Annotated in this window: 10 protein-coding genes and 2 pseudogenes; 5 read left to right on the top strand and 7 right to left on the bottom strand. The window is 68.3% G+C overall.

Translation table 11 applies throughout. The features are described from left to right. Positions 1-37 precede the first annotated feature (37 nt). Positions 38-166: a DUF6408 family protein gene (locus tag ACWCPY_RS11310; RefSeq protein WP_403770523.1), complete on the bottom strand. Its 129-nt coding sequence runs from the start codon at positions 164-166 to the stop codon at positions 38-40. A 388-nt stretch (positions 167-554) separates the two neighbouring features. Between ACWCPY_RS11310 and ACWCPY_RS11305 the strand changes: the two are divergent. Beyond that, a pseudogene (locus ACWCPY_RS11305) lies at positions 555-761 on the top strand (helix-turn-helix domain-containing protein); the annotation flags it as partial. Then, positions 719-893 (top strand): annotated as a pseudogene (locus ACWCPY_RS11300) (IS481 family transposase); the annotation flags it as partial. The pseudogenes ACWCPY_RS11305 and ACWCPY_RS11300, both read left to right, overlap by 43 nt. Here the strand turns inward: ACWCPY_RS11300 and ACWCPY_RS11295 are convergent. The 5 genes from ACWCPY_RS11295 to ACWCPY_RS11275 form a co-directional block, all read right to left on the bottom strand. After that, positions 890-2,761 carry a DNA/RNA helicase domain-containing protein gene (locus tag ACWCPY_RS11295; protein WP_451264068.1) on the bottom strand — a complete coding sequence of 624 codons (1,872 nt, stop codon included), beginning with the start codon at positions 2,759-2,761 and terminating at the stop codon, positions 890-892. The pseudogene ACWCPY_RS11300 and the gene ACWCPY_RS11295 overlap by 4 nt on opposite strands. 322 nt (positions 2,762-3,083) lie before the next feature. Beyond that, a complete protein-coding gene (locus ACWCPY_RS11290) occupies positions 3,084-4,613 on the bottom strand; it encodes a helix-turn-helix domain-containing protein (RefSeq protein ID WP_451264067.1) in 1,530 nt (509 codons plus the stop codon). 274 nt (positions 4,614-4,887) lie between these two features. Further along, entirely contained in the window at positions 4,888-5,511 is a 624-nt protein-coding gene (locus ACWCPY_RS11285) for an RraA family protein (RefSeq protein ID WP_451264066.1), read from the bottom strand. A gap of 26 nt (positions 5,512-5,537) precedes the next feature. Beyond that, positions 5,538-6,041: a hypothetical protein gene (locus ACWCPY_RS11280; protein WP_451264065.1), complete on the bottom strand. Its 504-nt coding sequence runs from the start codon at positions 6,039-6,041 to the stop codon at positions 5,538-5,540. A 106-nt stretch (positions 6,042-6,147) separates the two neighbouring features. Continuing rightward, on the bottom strand, positions 6,148-6,756 hold the full coding sequence (locus tag ACWCPY_RS11275; RefSeq protein WP_451264064.1) for a GNAT family N-acetyltransferase: 609 nt from the start codon (positions 6,754-6,756) through the stop codon (positions 6,148-6,150). A gap of 68 nt (positions 6,757-6,824) precedes the next feature. Here ACWCPY_RS11275 and ACWCPY_RS11270 point away from each other — a divergent pair, with 68 nt between their 5' ends. The 3 genes from ACWCPY_RS11270 (at position 6,825) to ACWCPY_RS11260 (ending at position 11,443) form a co-directional block, all read left to right on the top strand. Next, the gene (locus ACWCPY_RS11270) at positions 6,825-7,295 is read left to right on the top strand and encodes a hypothetical protein (RefSeq protein ID WP_451264063.1); all 471 of its coding nucleotides are present in this window, start codon (positions 6,825-6,827) and stop codon (positions 7,293-7,295) included. A 273-nt stretch (positions 7,296-7,568) separates the two neighbouring features. After that, entirely contained in the window at positions 7,569-10,283 is a 2,715-nt protein-coding gene (gene acnA, locus ACWCPY_RS11265; RefSeq protein ID WP_451264062.1) for an aconitate hydratase AcnA, read from the top strand. A gap of 515 nt (positions 10,284-10,798) precedes the next feature. Beyond that, a complete protein-coding gene (locus tag ACWCPY_RS11260; RefSeq protein ID WP_451264061.1) occupies positions 10,799-11,443 on the top strand; it encodes a histidine phosphatase family protein in 645 nt (214 codons plus the stop codon). Positions 11,444-11,529: 86 nt separating this feature from the next. Here the strand turns inward: ACWCPY_RS11260 and ACWCPY_RS11255 are convergent, their stop codons facing one another. Continuing rightward, positions 11,530-15,375 carry a GH92 family glycosyl hydrolase gene (locus ACWCPY_RS11255; protein WP_451264185.1) on the bottom strand — a complete coding sequence of 1,282 codons (3,846 nt, stop codon included), beginning with the start codon at positions 15,373-15,375 and terminating at the stop codon, positions 11,530-11,532. Positions 15,376-15,528: the final 153 nt, after the last annotated feature.

The following is a 15,528-nucleotide window of genomic DNA, read 5'->3' as shown; positions in this document are numbered from 1 at the left end:
GAGGTGGCGGGCTCGCCGGGCCCGCCACCGGTCTGCGCTAGAAGAGCAGACTTGCAACCGCCATCAGGGTCGTCACCAGTAGGTTGGAGACAACCGAGGCAGCGATCTCGATCAGGATCGCGCGGATCCGTTCACGACGCGCAGGCTTGTACTCGACCGAGGTCATGGCCACTCCAGAGCAGTTAGATCGGAATGGCAGGGGGACGCCCTACCGGGCATCCACGCTCGCGCCGCGTGTCACCACGCGGCGGGCACAACCATTCGTCATCCACAGCTCGTTGGAGCAAACTCAGGAACCGCAGCCGCGTACCCTCCGGGAAGGTGCGCAGCACGATCATGCTATCTCGTGAGTCGGCTTCGGGCGATGTGGTTTTCACGGCGGTACGCGCACGCACGGTCTCGGTGGGACTGCAGGCGCTGTGGAGGGCTAGTTGTTCTGTGCCGGGAGGTTGTGGGCGGGTGAAGCAGGTCTCGACTGAGGGTTTTTGAATGGGTGAGGGTTTTCCGGGTTCGGTGTGGACTCGACATCTCCACCGAACGATCAGAAGACCCTCGTGCCCCATCGTGATGTACCCCTGACCGAGACCGGCCGTCTGCGTCAGGCCCGCTGCGTGGCCGAGGACGGCCGGCCCCTGCGGCGGGCCGCCGAACGCTCCCGGGTCTCACCCACCACGGCCCAGCGGTGGGACACCCGCTACCGGAGCCTGGGGGAAGCGGGCATGCGCGACCGCTCGACGAATGGGCCTACGCTCGCCCCTACCGATTAGAAACCGGATAGCGCGAAGCCTTCCCCAGCTGGTTGCACACCTACAATCACCACCGCGGACACACCGCGCTTGCAGGTAAACCACCCGCCAGCCGCGTCCCCAACCCCCACCGGGCAATACAGCTAGAGCACCGACGGAATCAGTGAGCGGAGTTTCTCGCGGGTTTCCGCGTCTGTCGAGTAGACGATCGTGCCGATCATGCCCCGGGTCAGCAACACCTTGTACGTATTGCGGACGAGTCGGTCGACGTCCTCGTCCGGGGTGGCTTTGGTGAAGGACGGGTCTTTGGACGCGCTACGGTCCACGATCCATCGATCAGTACGCCACACAAGGTCCGGGCCCATGATCACTCCGGACCAGTCGTACTCGAACCCCTGCGCCGTGTAGACGCATCCGATCTGTCCGAACCCGGCGGGGTCGGTGGCCCAGAGGGGCGCTGGCGGCGCGCCGAGCAGGGCGCGGTCGCCATAGAGGTTCCAGGGCCTGGCCCAGTCGCCGATGACCACGTCGGTGGGCAGGGCGTGCATGCTGGAAGTGATCTTTGTCGTCCACTTCCAGCAATAGCCCGCAGACATGCGCGCGCCATAGCCCTGCGCTCGCCGGTCGGCCAGAAGGTCCTCCAACTCCTGCGGGCTGTCGGCAGTCAGGAGCCGTACCTTGCCGTCCGGCTCCCACAAGGTGGGCGCGTTGCCTTCGAGTCCCAGCAGGTCGACCACCCACCGCAGGTAGGCGTCACTGCCACCGCACCGGAATTGGCTGTCCAGCCTCACCACCGTGCAGTCCAGATCGAGTTCGGTCGCGGACGCCTGGATCTGTTCCACGGTTCCCATCTCACCCGGACGCACGACCTGGTGCTGGTCCAGCAGGAACACCGGAACCCGAGCAGCGTCCATCAGCTCCGCCACCTGCGGCCGGCCAGTTCGAAGAGTCGCCTTGGTGTAGCGGTTGGCGGAGGTCTTGCGGAGCCGGTGAGCCTCGTCGCACACGAGCACGTCGAGGTCGTTCGGCTCCGCTTCCATGAAGCTGTTGAAATAGCGGAAGAGCCGCTGGACCTCGGGCTTGCGGGCACCGGCGACCTTGCGCATCGTCTTGGTGAAGGACTGCGAACCGGTGGCGTGCAGGGTGGGCACCCCGCGCCGGTAGAGGTCTCCCAACAGGGAGAGCGCGATCACGCTCTTGCCGGAGCCCGGTCCGCCGGTTACGACCACGACCTGCTTGCGGTTGGACCGACGGGCCTGCCGGACCGCTGACATGACCGTTTCGTAGGCGAGTCGCTGTTCGTCCAGCAGCACGAACTGTTCTCGGGTTCGCACCTCCTCGGCGGCGACAGCCATAAGTTGTCTCGACGGCCGGATCTTGCCTTGCAACAGCGTGTCGGCTGCCTCGGCACCCGGCTTCGCCGCCAGTCTGGAACGGAGGTAGCCGATGAAGGCTCCACGCTGGTCGCCGGTAAACATCTGGCCCCGATCGTCCTCTGGCACGGCACGGAGCCCTGCGACCCCGAAGTCGGTCGCGTTGTGCAGGTAGGCGACCCCTGAGACCGACTCTGGAATGCTTTCCAGGGCTCCGTTGAACGAGACCAGATAGTCGCAGTAGCCCCGCACCTGCTCGATCGGGTTGAGGACTGGATCCGGATAGGCGTCGGTGCGGCACAGCAGCGGATCGTCCTCCTCCGGGTAGGCGTCGCTCCACTGCTTCAGCTCGACGACCACGTACGAGGGCTCGCCAGAGCTCGGATGGACGCCGGCCAATATCACGTCCGCGCGCTTGCTGGTCAGAGGCAGCCCGTACTCCAGCAGCATCTCGACCTCACCGAGACCAGCTTCGATCAGCGCGTTGGTCAACGCGGGGATGCTGCGCTCCCAGGAGCGCACCTCCGCCGGCTGAGGCCGGTGGCGGTGTTTGTGCAGGAAGTTCTCGGTAAGAAGCTGTGCCAGCCGGCCTTCGACGTGTGTGCGAGTGGCCAACGACGCCGCAGACTCACGGAACAGCAAGGGAATGCCCCCAGGCAGCACGAAGTGACTCGTGCGGGTGGGGGCATGTCCTTCAGGTCCACGCAAGTGGAGCGGAAGCCCGTCGGGCCGCTGAGATGGTCGTAGTCATCCTAGAGCAGGACGTGGATCACGCACTCAGAGCTGCGCAGCAGTCTCGAACGCCGGCTCTGGTGATGCTCCGCCGGTGAAGGCTGTCGTACAACGTTGATGACAAGGAACTCTGACCTGTGGTTTCGCCGAGCCCCCAGCTTTCAGAGCGTTCCCTCCTGGCTCGCATGCATGCAGGCCAGGAGGGGTGTGACGGCATGGCTTCTGAAGACGGTCAGATGTCGCGGAAGATCTCGATCTGCGCGCCCACCGAGTTGAGGCGCTCCGCGAGCTCCTCGTAACCCCGGTTGATGACGTACACGTTGCGCAGTACGGACGTGCCCTCCGCCGCCATCATGGCGAGCAGCACCACCACGGCGGGGCGCAGTGCGGGCGGGCACATCATTTCGGCGGCGCGCCACCGGGTCGGGCCGTCGACCAGGACGCGGTGGGGGTCCAGGAGTTGGAGTCTGCCGCCGAGGCGGTTCAGGTCGGTGAGGTAGATGGCCCGGTTGTCGTAGACCCAGTCGTGGATGAGGGTCTGGCCCTGGGCCGAGGCGGCGATCGCCGCGAAGAAGGGCACATTGTCGATGTTGAGCCCGGGGAACGGCATGGGGTGGATCTTGTCGATCGGCGCCTCCAGTTTGGAGGGCCGGACGGTGAGGTCGACCAGTCGGGTACGGCCGTTGTCGGCGGTGTACTCCGTCGTACGGTCGCAGTCGACACCCATCTCTTCGAGGACCGCGAGTTCGATCTCCAGGAACTCGATCGGCACCCGGCGTATCGTCAGTTCGGACTCCGTCACCACGGCGGCGGCGAGGAGGCTCATCGCCTCGACCGGGTCCTCGGACGGGGAGTAGTCGACGTCCACGTCTATGTGCGGAACTCCGTGCACGGTCAGCGTGGTCGTGCCGATGCCGTCCACGCGTATACCGAGTGCCTCCAGGAAGAAGCAGAGGTCCTGGACCATGTAGTTGGAGGACGCGTTGCGGATGACGGTGGTGCCGTCGTGGCGGGCGGCGGCCAGCAGCGCGTTCTCGGTCACGGTGTCGCCGCGCTCGGTCAGCACGATGGGGCGGCCGGGGGTGACCGAGTGGTCGACCTGGGCGTGGTAGATCCCCTCGGTCGCGGCGATCTCCAGACCGAAGCGGCGCAGCGCGATCATGTGGGGTTCGATGGTCCGCGTACCGAGGTCGCAGCCGCCCGCGTAGGGAAGCTTGAACCGGTCCATGCGGTGCAGCAGCGGGCCGAGGAACATGATGATGGAGCGGGTCCGGCGCGCGGCGTCCGCGTCGATCGCCTCCATGTCCAGCCGGGCGGGCGGGACGATCTCCAGATCGGTTCCCTCGTTGATCCACCGGGTCCGCACACCGATGGAGTTCAGCACCTCCAGGAGACGGTAGACCTCCTCGATGCGGGCCACCCGGCGCAGCACGGTGCGGCCCTTGTTGAGCAGCGAGGCGCAGAGCAGTGCCACGCACGCGTTCTTGCTCGTCTTGACGTCGATGGAGCCCGAGAGCCGACGGCCACCGACCACCCGCAGGTGCATGGGGCCGGCGTAGCCGAGGGACACGATCTCGCTGTCGAGTGCCTCACCGATGCGCGCGATCATCTCAAGGCTGATGTTTTGATTGCCGCGCTCGATGCGATTCACGGCGCTCTGGCTTGTGGCGAGCGCCTCGGCGAGCTGACTCTGTGTCCAGCCCCGATGCTGACGGGCGTCACGGATGAGCTTGCCGATGCGTACGAGGTAATCGTCTGACATGGCGAAAGGCTATCTCAGATATGAGATGAGACCGGTGCCGGGGTGTGGTGTTCGGGTGACACTCGCGCGTGTCGGCGCGGAAATTGCAGGCCGGGTCCGATGAAATGAGCGGGTCCGGTGCGTGCCGTGCGTTCCATGGTTCCCCCGGATCGCCGGGACCGCGCGCGGTGTGCGTCCGTACGGGGACCGGAGGGGGCAGGAGGGGACGGGGGAGGGGGCAGGAGGGGACGGGGGAGGGGCGACGACGTCGGGGCCCGACGCCGCCGCCCGGTGGTCAGTCCTCGAAGCCGCCGCTGCGCAGGATGCTGTCGATGCGGGCGCGGTGGGCCGCCTCCCACGCGTCGAGGGATTCGCCGGCCTCCTTGGCGGCCTTCGCCCGGGCGTCGATGAGCACCTGCTCGTGCCGGGCCCGGGGAACGACCACGATGCCCTCCTCGTCGGCCACCACGATGTCGCCGGCGTCCACCTCCACACCGCCGCACCGCACGCGGCCGTTGAGCGGCTCGACGGCCTTCTTGCTTCCCGGGATCGGGATGACACCCCTGGCGAAGACGGGGAATCCCCTCTCGCGCACCTCGGCGAGGTCGCGGATCACCCCGTCGGCCACGAACGCCGCGATGCCCCGGCGTTGGGCCACGGCACAGACATTGCCGCCGGCGAGCGCGTAGTCCACGTCACCCGACTCGACGACGATGACGGAGCCGGGCTCCGCGCGATGGATGGCCGCGTGCAGCATGAGGTTGTCGCCCGGCGGACACCGCACGGTGAACGCCGGGCCGGCGACCCGCGGGACCGAGGGCCACAGTGGCCGGATGCCGATGTCCATGACCTGCCCGCGCCCCAGGAGATCGGCGAGGGTGGTCGGGGAGATGTCCTTGAACCCGCTGGTGTCGTTCATGTTCCTCCGTCGTCCGGGCCCGCATGTCAGGTGTCGTACTGGCCGTCCCAGGGGGCGTAGAAGCCGAGGCAGTCGGGGTGGAGCTCGGCCCATTCGTCCTCGTGCCCGTCGTTCTCGTCCTCGCCGCCGTCGTGGCGTTCGACGACCAGACCGAACAGCACGCCGTCGACCGTCAGCCGGAAGGGCCGGATCGCGATGTCCCCGTACTCGCGTCCGGGAAGACCGTCGAGCAGCGCCGCCATCCGCGACTGTGCCCGCGCCATGACGGAGCCCTGGCCGTGCGGGCGTTGTTGCTGCTCGGCCCATGTGCCCGCGCGTTCGATCTCCGAGCCGGTGTGGCGGCCGTCGTGGTCGAACCGGTGGAGGACGGTGTAGAGGCGCTTGTGCTCCTCCCAGCCGTCGCCGGGCGTGAACCCGTCCGGGAAGGCGTAGGTGATCGAGGCCAGGAACTGGCCGCCCGTGTACCGCCCGATGGTGTCGGTCCGGTAGTCCGGCTCGTGGGCGATGGGGATGATCGCGGGGACTGCCATGGCGAAACCATAGACAGAGCAAGGGACATGAGGGCGTCCGGGGCGGCGGATCCGGCCGTGCCGGACCGGATCCGTCTCGGGCGGACCGGATCCGCCGCGGTTGTGCTCAGGCGCCGGCCGGACGGCGCGGCTCGCGCCACATGGCCCACAGCGTCGGCCCGTTCTCCGGCAGCCGCACCTCTTCGCGCACGGTGAAGCCGAAGTGTTCGTAGAAGGGGAGATTGGCCGCCTTGGAGGATTCCAGATAGGCGGGCAGTCCCGCCGCATCGGCCTTGGCCAGCCCCGAGCGCAGCAGGGCGGCGCCCTGCCCCTGCCCCTGGGCGGCGGGGTCGGCGCCGATCAACGCCAGGTACCAGTGCGGTTCCTCGGGCGTGTGCTGGGCGGCCGTCTCGACGGTTTCCTTGAACAGCCCGGCCCGGTCGCCGAGGATGTTCAGCAGCTCCTGGATGGTCTCCGCGTCGGGCACCGCCTTGGCCTGCGCCTCCGGCGGCACCCAGAAGGCCGCCGCGGACCCGGTGCGCTCGCACACACTGGTGTGGGAGTACTGCCGGGTGAAGATCGTGGTGAAGTAACTGACCAGTGAGGCCTGACGCGAGGAGCCGTCGGGGAAGAACGAGCGCATCATCGGGTCGTCGTCGAAGGCGAGGGCCAGGGAGCGGCTGATCTGCGCGGCGTCGTCGAGCGTTGCCGTTTTCGGCGTATTCGTTATCGGCATACGGACATTCTGCATCCGGTGATCTTGGACGGCGGGGCGGGGTTGTGGTCCTGAGGGGGAGTCAGGCGGTGGCGCGGACGCGCGAGGTGTACTGCTTCGACCACGTGAAGGACTTCGGGCTCAGCTGCCTGGCCGGCACGCACTGCTCCCGCGCGACGCTCCGCACGGACGCGCCCGTGGTGCTCGCCCTCGCCGGGGCACAGGCGAAGGACGAGGAGTACGAGGACGAGGGCGAGTACGAGTGCGAGGACGACCGGCTCGGCAGGGATGTCCGGCCGCTGCTGGACTCCCCGCTGCCGGACGAGGTGCTCCGTGCCGTGTGGCCGGCCGCCGTACGGCGGTGCTTCGACCCCGTCGGGGAGTACACGGACACCCGGTGGGACGGACCGGCAGAGAGCCCGCCGAACAGTTCGGATACGGCGCGGACCACCTCGACGAACAGCTGCCCCGCCGGCCGCACTGATCCGTCCGCGTGCCGTCCTCCGCTCCTGCCCGGGGATCGTGCGGGGCGCTGTCACAGGCTTGCCGCCCGGCGGTGATCCGCGGTCCCGTCCGCGGCAGAGGGCCTCACCCCCCGAATCGCGGCGCGAGAGATCGGTGCCGCCCGCGCATGACCGTGCGACGGTGATGTACTAGAGTTATCTCGACATCGAGATATATGCCGAAGGCGCACCGTAGTCCGTTAATCGGTAAGGGTTACCTAACTAAGCCTTACCTTAGCGGATGGTCGAGGGGCCGTAGGCGGCACCACGCGGCGCCCGGCCAGATGAGGCGCGGCGCGGAGTACGCGCACATTGATGAAGGAGACTGTCGTGTCGGCGAACAGCTTCGACGCCCGCAGCACGCTGCGCGTGGGCGACGAGTCGTACGAGATCTTCAAGCTGGACAAGGTCGAGGGCTCCGCGCGCCTCCCCTACAGCCTGAAGGTGCTGCTGGAGAACCTGCTCCGCACCGAGGACGGCGCGAACATCACCGCCGACCACATCCGGGCGCTCGGCGGCTGGGACTCCCAGGCACAGCCCAGCCAGGAGATCCAGTTCACGCCGGCCCGCGTGATCATGCAGGACTTCACCGGTGTGCCGTGCGTCGTGGACCTCGCCACCATGCGTGAGGCCGTCAAGGAGCTGGGCGGCGACCCGGCCAAGATCAACCCGCTCGCCCCCGCCGAGCTGGTCATCGACCACTCCGTCATCGCCGACAAGTTCGGCACCAACGACGCGTTCGCGCAGAACGTCGAGCTGGAGTACGGCCGCAACAAGGAGCGCTACCAGTTCCTGCGCTGGGGTCAGACCGCCTTCGACGAGTTCAAGGTCGTCCCCCCGGGCACCGGCATCGTCCACCAGGTCAACATCGAGCACCTCGCCCGTACGGTCATGGTCCGGGGTGGCCAGGCGTACCCCGACACCCTCGTCGGCACCGACTCGCACACCACCATGGTCAACGGCCTCGGTGTGCTGGGCTGGGGCGTCGGCGGCATCGAGGCCGAGGCCGCGATGCTCGGCCAGCCGGTCTCCATGCTCATCCCGCGCGTCGTCGGCTTCAAGCTGACCGGCGAGCTCCCGGCCGGCACGACCGCCACCGACCTGGTGCTGACCATCACCGAGATGCTCCGCAAGCACGGTGTCGTCGGCAAGTTCGTCGAGTTCTACGGTGAGGGCGTCGCCGCCACCTCCCTCGCGAACCGCGCCACCATCGGCAACATGTCGCCGGAGTTCGGCTCCACCGCCGCGATCTTCCCGATCGACGACGAGACGCTGAAGTACCTGCGCCTGACCGGCCGTGACGAGCAGCAGGTCGCGCTCGTCGAGGCGTACGCCAAGGAGCAGGGTCTCTGGCTCGACCCGGCCGCCGAGCCGGACTTCTCCGAGAAGCTGGAGCTGGACCTCTCGACGGTCGTTCCGTCGATCGCCGGCCCGAAGCGCCCGCAGGACCGCATCATCCTCGCGAACGCCAAGGAGCAGTTCGCCCAGGACGTGCGCAACTACGTCTCGGACGACGAGGAGTCGGGCAAGGAGTCCTTCCCGGCCTCCGACTCCCCGGCCGCCCACAACGGCGTCCCGTCGAACCCGACCACGGTCACGGCCCCCGACGGCACGACGTACGAGATCGACCACGGCGCCGTCACCGTCGCCGCGATCACCTCCTGCACCAACACCTCGAACCCGTACGTCATGGTCGCCGCGGCGCTCGTGGCGAAGAAGGCGGTCGAGAAGGGCCTGACCCGCAAGCCGTGGGTCAAGACCACCCTCGCCCCGGGCTCGAAGGTCGTCACCGACTACTTCGACAAGGCGGGCCTGACCCCGTACCTCGACAAGGTCGGCTTCAACCTCGTCGGCTACGGCTGCACCACCTGCATCGGCAACTCCGGCCCGCTGCCGGAGGAGGTCTCCAAGGCCGTCAACGAGCACGACCTGGCCGTGACCTCGGTGCTCTCCGGCAACCGCAACTTCGAGGGCCGGATCAACCCCGACGTCAAGATGAACTACCTGGCGTCCCCGCCGCTGGTCGTCGCGTACGCCATCGCCGGTTCGATGAAGGTGGACATCACCAAGGACGCCCTGGGCATCGACCAGGACGGCAAGCCGGTCTACCTCACCGACATCTGGCCCTCCGAGGCCGAGGTGAACGACGTCGTCGCCAACGCCATCGGCGAGGACATGTTCAACAAGTCCTACCAGGACGTCTTCGCGGGCGACGCCCAGTGGCAGGCGCTGGCGATCCCGACCGGCAACACCTTCGAGTGGGACCCGCAGTCCACCTACGTGCGCAAGCCCCCGTACTTCGAGGGCATGACGATGGAGACGTCCCCGGTCGAGGACATCACCGGCGCCCGCGTGCTCGCCAAGCTGGGCGACTCGGTCACCACCGACCACATCTCCCCGGCCGGTGCGATCAAGGCCGACACCCCGGCCGGCAAGTACCTCACGGAGCACGGCGTCGAGCGTCGTGACTTCAACTCCTACGGCTCGCGCCGGGGCAACCACGAGGTCATGATCCGCGGCACCTTCGCCAACATCCGCCTGCGCAACCAGATCGCCCCGGGCACCGAGGGCGGCTTCACCCGCGACTTCACCCAGGCGGACGCCCCGGTGTCGTTCATCTACGACGCCTCGCAGAACTACCAGGCCGCCGGCACCCCGCTGGTCATCCTGGCGGGCAAGGAGTACGGCTCCGGTTCGTCCCGCGACTGGGCCGCCAAGGGCACCGCGCTCCTCGGCGTCAAGGCCGTCATCGCCGAGTCCTACGAGCGCATCCACCGCTCGAACCTCATCGGCATGGGCGTCCTCCCGCTCCAGTTCCCGGAGGGCGCGAGCGCCGAGGCCCTCGGCCTGACCGGCGAGGAGACCTTCTCCTTCACCGGCGTGACCGAGCTGAACAACGGCACCACGCCGCGCACGGTCAAGGTCACCACCGACACCGGTGTGGAGTTCGACGCGGTCGTCCGCATCGACACCCCCGGTGAGGCGGACTACTACCGCAACGGCGGCATCATGCAGTACGTGCTCCGCAGCCTGATCCGCAAGTAGCCGGTCCGGCAGGGCAGTGGGCCGCACCTCTTCGCAGGACGAAGGGGTGCGGCCCTTTTCCGTACCCGCTCGCCGGGGTTCCCGGAGCCGGGGTCCTCGTTCCGGAGGCGAACCGGTCGTCCCCGTGGGCACGCCCAACACCATGTACCGGCTCGGCGAGGACCCGATGGTACGCCGGCCCCGTACGGATGGCGGCGATCGCCCGGCACGTCATCCCGGTGTCCACCGCCTCGTGCAGCCCCGCGTCGCGGCGGGCAGCCGGGGGCGAGCCGTGGCAGCCGGCGCTGCTCCGTCTCCACCGCACCGGCGGTCCCCACCGCGGGTCCACGGTGTGACGCCGCTCCGGTCCGTCCGGCTGGGGCATTGGGCGGAATGTCGCGGACCAAGCGGCTGCCGTACCCGGAAACGAGCCACCGCCCACCCCGTCGTGGGCGTGCGGAATGCGAGGGTTGCCCAGCGGGTTCACAGATCTGCGGACCACGCGGAACGAACGGCACACAGAGCGGATGACACCCATGGGCGAGCTGATCCTGATCCGGCACGGCGAGACGGAGTGGTCAAGGTCCGGGCAGCACACGAGCTACACGGATCTGCCCCTGACCCCCTTCGGCGAGCGGCAGGCCCGCGCACTGGCGCCCCTGCTCACCGACCGGCGGATCGCGCTCACCCTCGTCAGCCCCGCCGTACGCGCCCGGCGCACCGCCGAACTCGCCGGGCTCGCCGCCCCCCGCATCACGCCCGAGCTGCGCGAATGGGACTACGGCGGCTACGAAGGGGTGACCACCGACGAGATCCGCCGCACCCGCCCCGAGTGGAACCTCTGGACCGACGGAGTGGCCCCCGGGCCCGAGGCGCACCCCGGTGAAACCCCCGCCGAGGTCGGAGCCCGCGCCGACCGGGTGCTGGCCGAGGTCGCGGAGGCGGCGGGCCGTGCCGCGGGCGAGGACATCGCGCTCGTCGCCCACTCCCACTTCCTGCGCGTGCTCACCGCCCGCTACCTCGGCCTGACCCCGGCCGAGGGCACACTGTTCCAGCTCGCCACGGGTGCCGTCTCCCGGCTCGGCACCGAGCACGGGAAGCCGGTCATCACGGCATGGAACGTGACACTGCCCGAGGGCCTGTTCCCCCGGGCCGTTCCGGAGACCCCCGAACACGACTGAGCGGGAGCCGCGCCGCGGGCGGACCGATGGCCGGTACCCCGGGGCGGGGTACCGGCCATCGGCCGTGACACAGGTGGAACAGCGGGTCAGGAGAGCAACTCCAGCTCCGCCAGCGTGCCTTCACCGGCGAACACCAGGCGGTAGTGCGCGTACGTGCTGGGCTCACCCACCGAGAACACCCTCGTCTGCTTGTCCCAGGCGAAGGATTCGGCCGACCGCTTGTCGAGGTCCTTCCACGTCGTGCCGTCCGACGAGCCCTGGAGGACCCAGCCGGACGGGGCCCCGGCCGCCTTGTCCGACGTCAGCGTGTACTGGACCGCCTCCGTGGCCGAGGCGACCGGCAGGTCCACCGTGGCGGCCTTCGCCGAGGTGGCCGACGTGTTGTCGAACAGGGCGCCCTCGCCCTTGATCACGTCCGCCCGCGGCGACGCCACCTTGTCGTCCGTGGTGATCGAGGCCGGCGCCGCGTCCTTGCCGGTGCCCCACGACGACGGCTCGGGGCCCATGTCGAAGTCCAGCACCCCGCCCTTGGCCAGCAGGCCGTGCGGCAGGGAAGTCGAGGTCCACTTCTTGCCGTTGACCCTCAGGCCCTGCACATAGATGTTCTTCGCGCTGTTCTTCGGCGCCCTGACCACCAGGTCGCGGCCGTTCTCAAGACGGACGGTGGTCTTCTTGAAGAGCGGGGAGCCGATCGCGTACTCGCCACTGCCCATGACCAGCGGGTAGAAGCCGAGCGAGGAGAAGAGGTACCAGGCCGACTGCTCGCCGTTGTCCTCGTCGCCGTGGTAGCCCTGGCCGATGTCGCTGCCGGTGTAGAGCCGGCTCAGGACCTCGCGGACCTTCTCCTGCGTCTTCCACGGCTGCGAGGCCGCGTCGTACATGTACGTGACATGGTGCGCGACCTGGTTGCTGTGGCCGTACTGCCCCATCCGTACGTCACGCGCCTCCGTCATCTCGTGGATGACACCGCCGTACGAGCCGACGAACTCGGGACCGGCCGTCTCCGGTGTGGCGAAGTACGTGTCGAGCTTCTTCGCCAGGCCGTCGCGCCCGCCGTACAGGTTCGCCAGACCGCGGCTGTCCTGCGGGGCAGTGAACGCGTATCCCCAGCCGTTCGTCTCCGTGTAGTCGTAGCCCCAGACCCGGGGGTCGTACTTCTGCGAGGGGAGCCGCCAGCCGCCCTTGGCGTCCTTGCCCTGGAAGAAGCCGGCCTTGTCGTCGAAGAGCTGGACGTAGTTGCGGGCGCGGTTGAGGAAGTACTCGGACTCCTCCTTGTACCGGGCCTTCTTCGTCTTCTTGTAGAGGGCCTCGCCCATCCGCGCGATGCCGTAGTCGTTGAGGTAGCCCTCCAGCGACCAGGACAGGCCCTCGTGCGTCGAGGTGTCGGCGTAGCCGACGAAGGGGGACGTCGCCATGCCCTTGCGGCCGACGCCCGAGGACGGCGGGAGGGCCGTGGCGTTCTTCAGCGCCGCGTCGTACGCCGCCTCCGCGTCGAACTTCACGCCCTTGACGTAGGCGTCCGCGAACGCGACGTCCGAGGAGGTGCCGGTCATCAGGTCGGAGTAGCCGGGGGAGGACCAGCGGGAGATCCAGCCGCCGTCCTTGTACTGCTGGACGAAGCCGTCCACCATCTCGCCGGCCCTGTCCGGAGTGAGGAGCGAGTACGCGGGCCACGTCGTCCGGTAGGTGTCCCAGAAGCCGTTGTTGACGTACACCTTGCCGTCGACGATCTTCGCCCCGGTGTGCGTCGGGGTGTCGGAGCCGACCTGCGGGGAGAACGGGCTGGCGTACTTGTCCTTGCCGCCGACCTTCTCGAAGCCCGAGTTCGGGTACAGGTACAGCCGGTACAGGCTGGAGTAGAGGGTGGTCAGCTGATCGGCCGTGGCACCCTCGACCTCCACCTTGCCCAGGATGTCGTCCCAGGCCCGCTGCGCACGGTCCTCGACGCGGCCGAAGGAGCGGGAGGCGGGGATCTCGGCGGCGAGGTTCTGCTTCGCCTGGTCGATGCTGATCAGCGAGGTCGCCAGGCGCAGTTCGACCGTGCGGTCCTTGCCGGCGGCGAAGCGGAGGTAGCCCGTGACATCGTCGCCACCGCCGCCGGACAGCTTGCCGCTCGCGGTGACCGGGGCGTCGAAGACGCCGTAGACGAAGAGGCGGGTGGCACCGGTCGAGCCGCCGCTCTTGACGTCGGAGAAGCCGGTGAAGGAGCGGGTGGCCGGGTCGAGGGTGAGCCCGCCGTCGTTGGAGACGTTGTCGAAGACGACGCTCGCGTCGTCACCGGGGTAGGTGAACCGCATCCGGGCCGCGTGGTCGGACGGTGTCATCTCGGCCTTGAGACCGTTGTCGAACGTCACACCGTAGTAGTGCGGCTTCGCCGTCTCGTTCTCGTGGTGGAACGGCAGCGCACGCGCCTTGCGGGAGGCGTCCGGGGTACCGGTGGCCGCCGACGGCATCAGCTGGAAGGTCTGCCGGTCGCCCATCCAGGGGCTCGGCTCATGACTGGCGCTGAAGGCCTGGAGGGTGGGCAGATTGTCGTCGTTGTTGCCCCGCGCGTAGTCGTACAGCCAGCTCGTGGACCCGGCGTTGGTGACCGGGGTCCAGAAGTTGAAGCCGTTGGGGACCGCGGTGGCGGGGAAGTTGTTGCCCCGGGAGAAGGCACCGCTGGAGTTGGTGCCGCGGACCGTCGACGCGTAGTCCGAGAGGTGGGAGCGGCGCTTCCCGGGCGCCTTCGGGGCGATCTCGATGTCGTCGATCCAGCCCTGGAACTTCGCCGTGCCCTTGGGGGAGTCGTACGCCACCAGGATCCGGTCCACGGTCCTGCCCGCCGCGACCGTGCCGATCGTCGACTCGACCTTGTTCCACTGGTTGACGTACAGCCGCTTGGCATCGGCCTGGCCCTGCGGGGTCAGCGGGCCGCCGTTGCTGTCGGTGGCCCCCAGCTCGCTCAGATACGTGCCGTCCGTGAACGCCAGGTCCACCGCGACATGCGTCGCCGGGTAGGAGAGGTCGGTCTCGCCCATCTGCGGATAGACCAGATAGGACAGTGTGGTGTCACGGGTGACGGCCGTGTTCACATCGAAGACCTTGTTGTACGAGTACGCCCGGCCGTCCGCCTTGTGCGTACCGGCGTACCGCAGGGCCTTCTTGCCGCTGAAGCCCGCGCCCGCCTTCGCGGTGGGGGATCCGGAGGGGCCGCGGTCGACCTGGCTGCGCATCTCTCCGGGGGCCGGGGTGGAGGTGTCGCCGTCGGAGAACTGGACGTCGGCGAGCTGGGTGGCGTCGGAGGCGCCGTTGTTCTGCGTGATCTGCAGGCGGAAGTGCCGGTATGCGGTGTCGGAGGTGAAGTCGTACGACTTCGTCTGGAACCGCTCCGTGAAGGTCTGGCCGGTCCGGGAGTCGAGGTCCTTCCAGTCCTTGCCGTCGGCGGAGCCCTGGAGGGTCCAGTCCTTCGGGTCGCGCTCGGCGTGGTCATTGGCCGAGGTCAGCGCGTATGTCACGACCTCGACCGGTTCGTCGAGATCGAACTCGACCCAGCCGGTGGATTCGAAGGCCAGCCACTTGGTGCCGGACTCCCCGTCGATCAGGTTTTCCTTGACCTCTCCGCCACCGGTGTTCTCACCACTGGCACGGACGTCTGTCACCTTGTCGGTCACATTGCCCGGTATTCCTGCGGAGAAGCCGCCATCGACACCCGATGACCGCTTCTTTCCGTCGGGACCCTCTTCTACGGTGTTGCGCCAGTCCGGCTGCTTTTCATCCGCTTCGAAGGACGAGCTGAATGTCCGGTCCCCCGAGGGGGTCCGGTCCTTTTCGTGCGTGCCGGCCGGCTGTGCGGCGGCCACGGCGGGGGCGGTCACGACCAGGACCAGTGAAGCCGCGATCAGTGCGGCCGTACGGCTTTGTCTCTTGCGAGAACCATGTCGGGGCTGCATGTCGAGCTGTTCCTCCCGGGGGAAGTGCATCTGGACAACGTTGTCAGAGCGATACGCAAGGTCCAGTAGGGAGCCAAGTGCCGGGATGTGTCAAGGGTGTTGGGCGTGAATGGCAAGCGGAATCGACCGGAATGCGGAAATCGTTACACCCGG

This window comes from Streptomyces sp. NPDC002403 (assembly GCF_053593015.1).
This window is presented reverse-complemented; position numbering and strand designations above follow the sequence as displayed.

What these genes read in the sequence shown, in the direction of transcription:
- ACWCPY_RS11310 (WP_403770523.1), bottom strand. Translation starts at nt 166, where the DNA reads ATGACCTCGGTCGAGTACAAGCCTGCGCGTCGTGAACGGATCCGCGCG.
- ACWCPY_RS11260 (WP_451264061.1), top strand. Translation starts at nt 10,799, where the DNA reads ATGGGCGAGCTGATCCTGATCCGGCACGGCGAGACGGAGTGGTCAAGG.
- ACWCPY_RS11285 (WP_451264066.1), bottom strand. Translation starts at nt 5,511, where the DNA reads ATGAACGACACCAGCGGGTTCAAGGACATCTCCCCGACCACCCTCGCC.
- ACWCPY_RS11275 (WP_451264064.1), bottom strand. Translation starts at nt 6,756, where the DNA reads ATGCCGATAACGAATACGCCGAAAACGGCAACGCTCGACGACGCCGCG.
- ACWCPY_RS11290 (WP_451264067.1), bottom strand. Translation starts at nt 4,613, where the DNA reads ATGTCAGACGATTACCTCGTACGCATCGGCAAGCTCATCCGTGACGCC.
- ACWCPY_RS11280 (WP_451264065.1), bottom strand. Translation starts at nt 6,041, where the DNA reads ATGGCAGTCCCCGCGATCATCCCCATCGCCCACGAGCCGGACTACCGG.
- ACWCPY_RS11255 (WP_451264185.1), bottom strand. Translation starts at nt 15,375, where the DNA reads ATGCAGCCCCGACATGGTTCTCGCAAGAGACAAAGCCGTACGGCCGCA.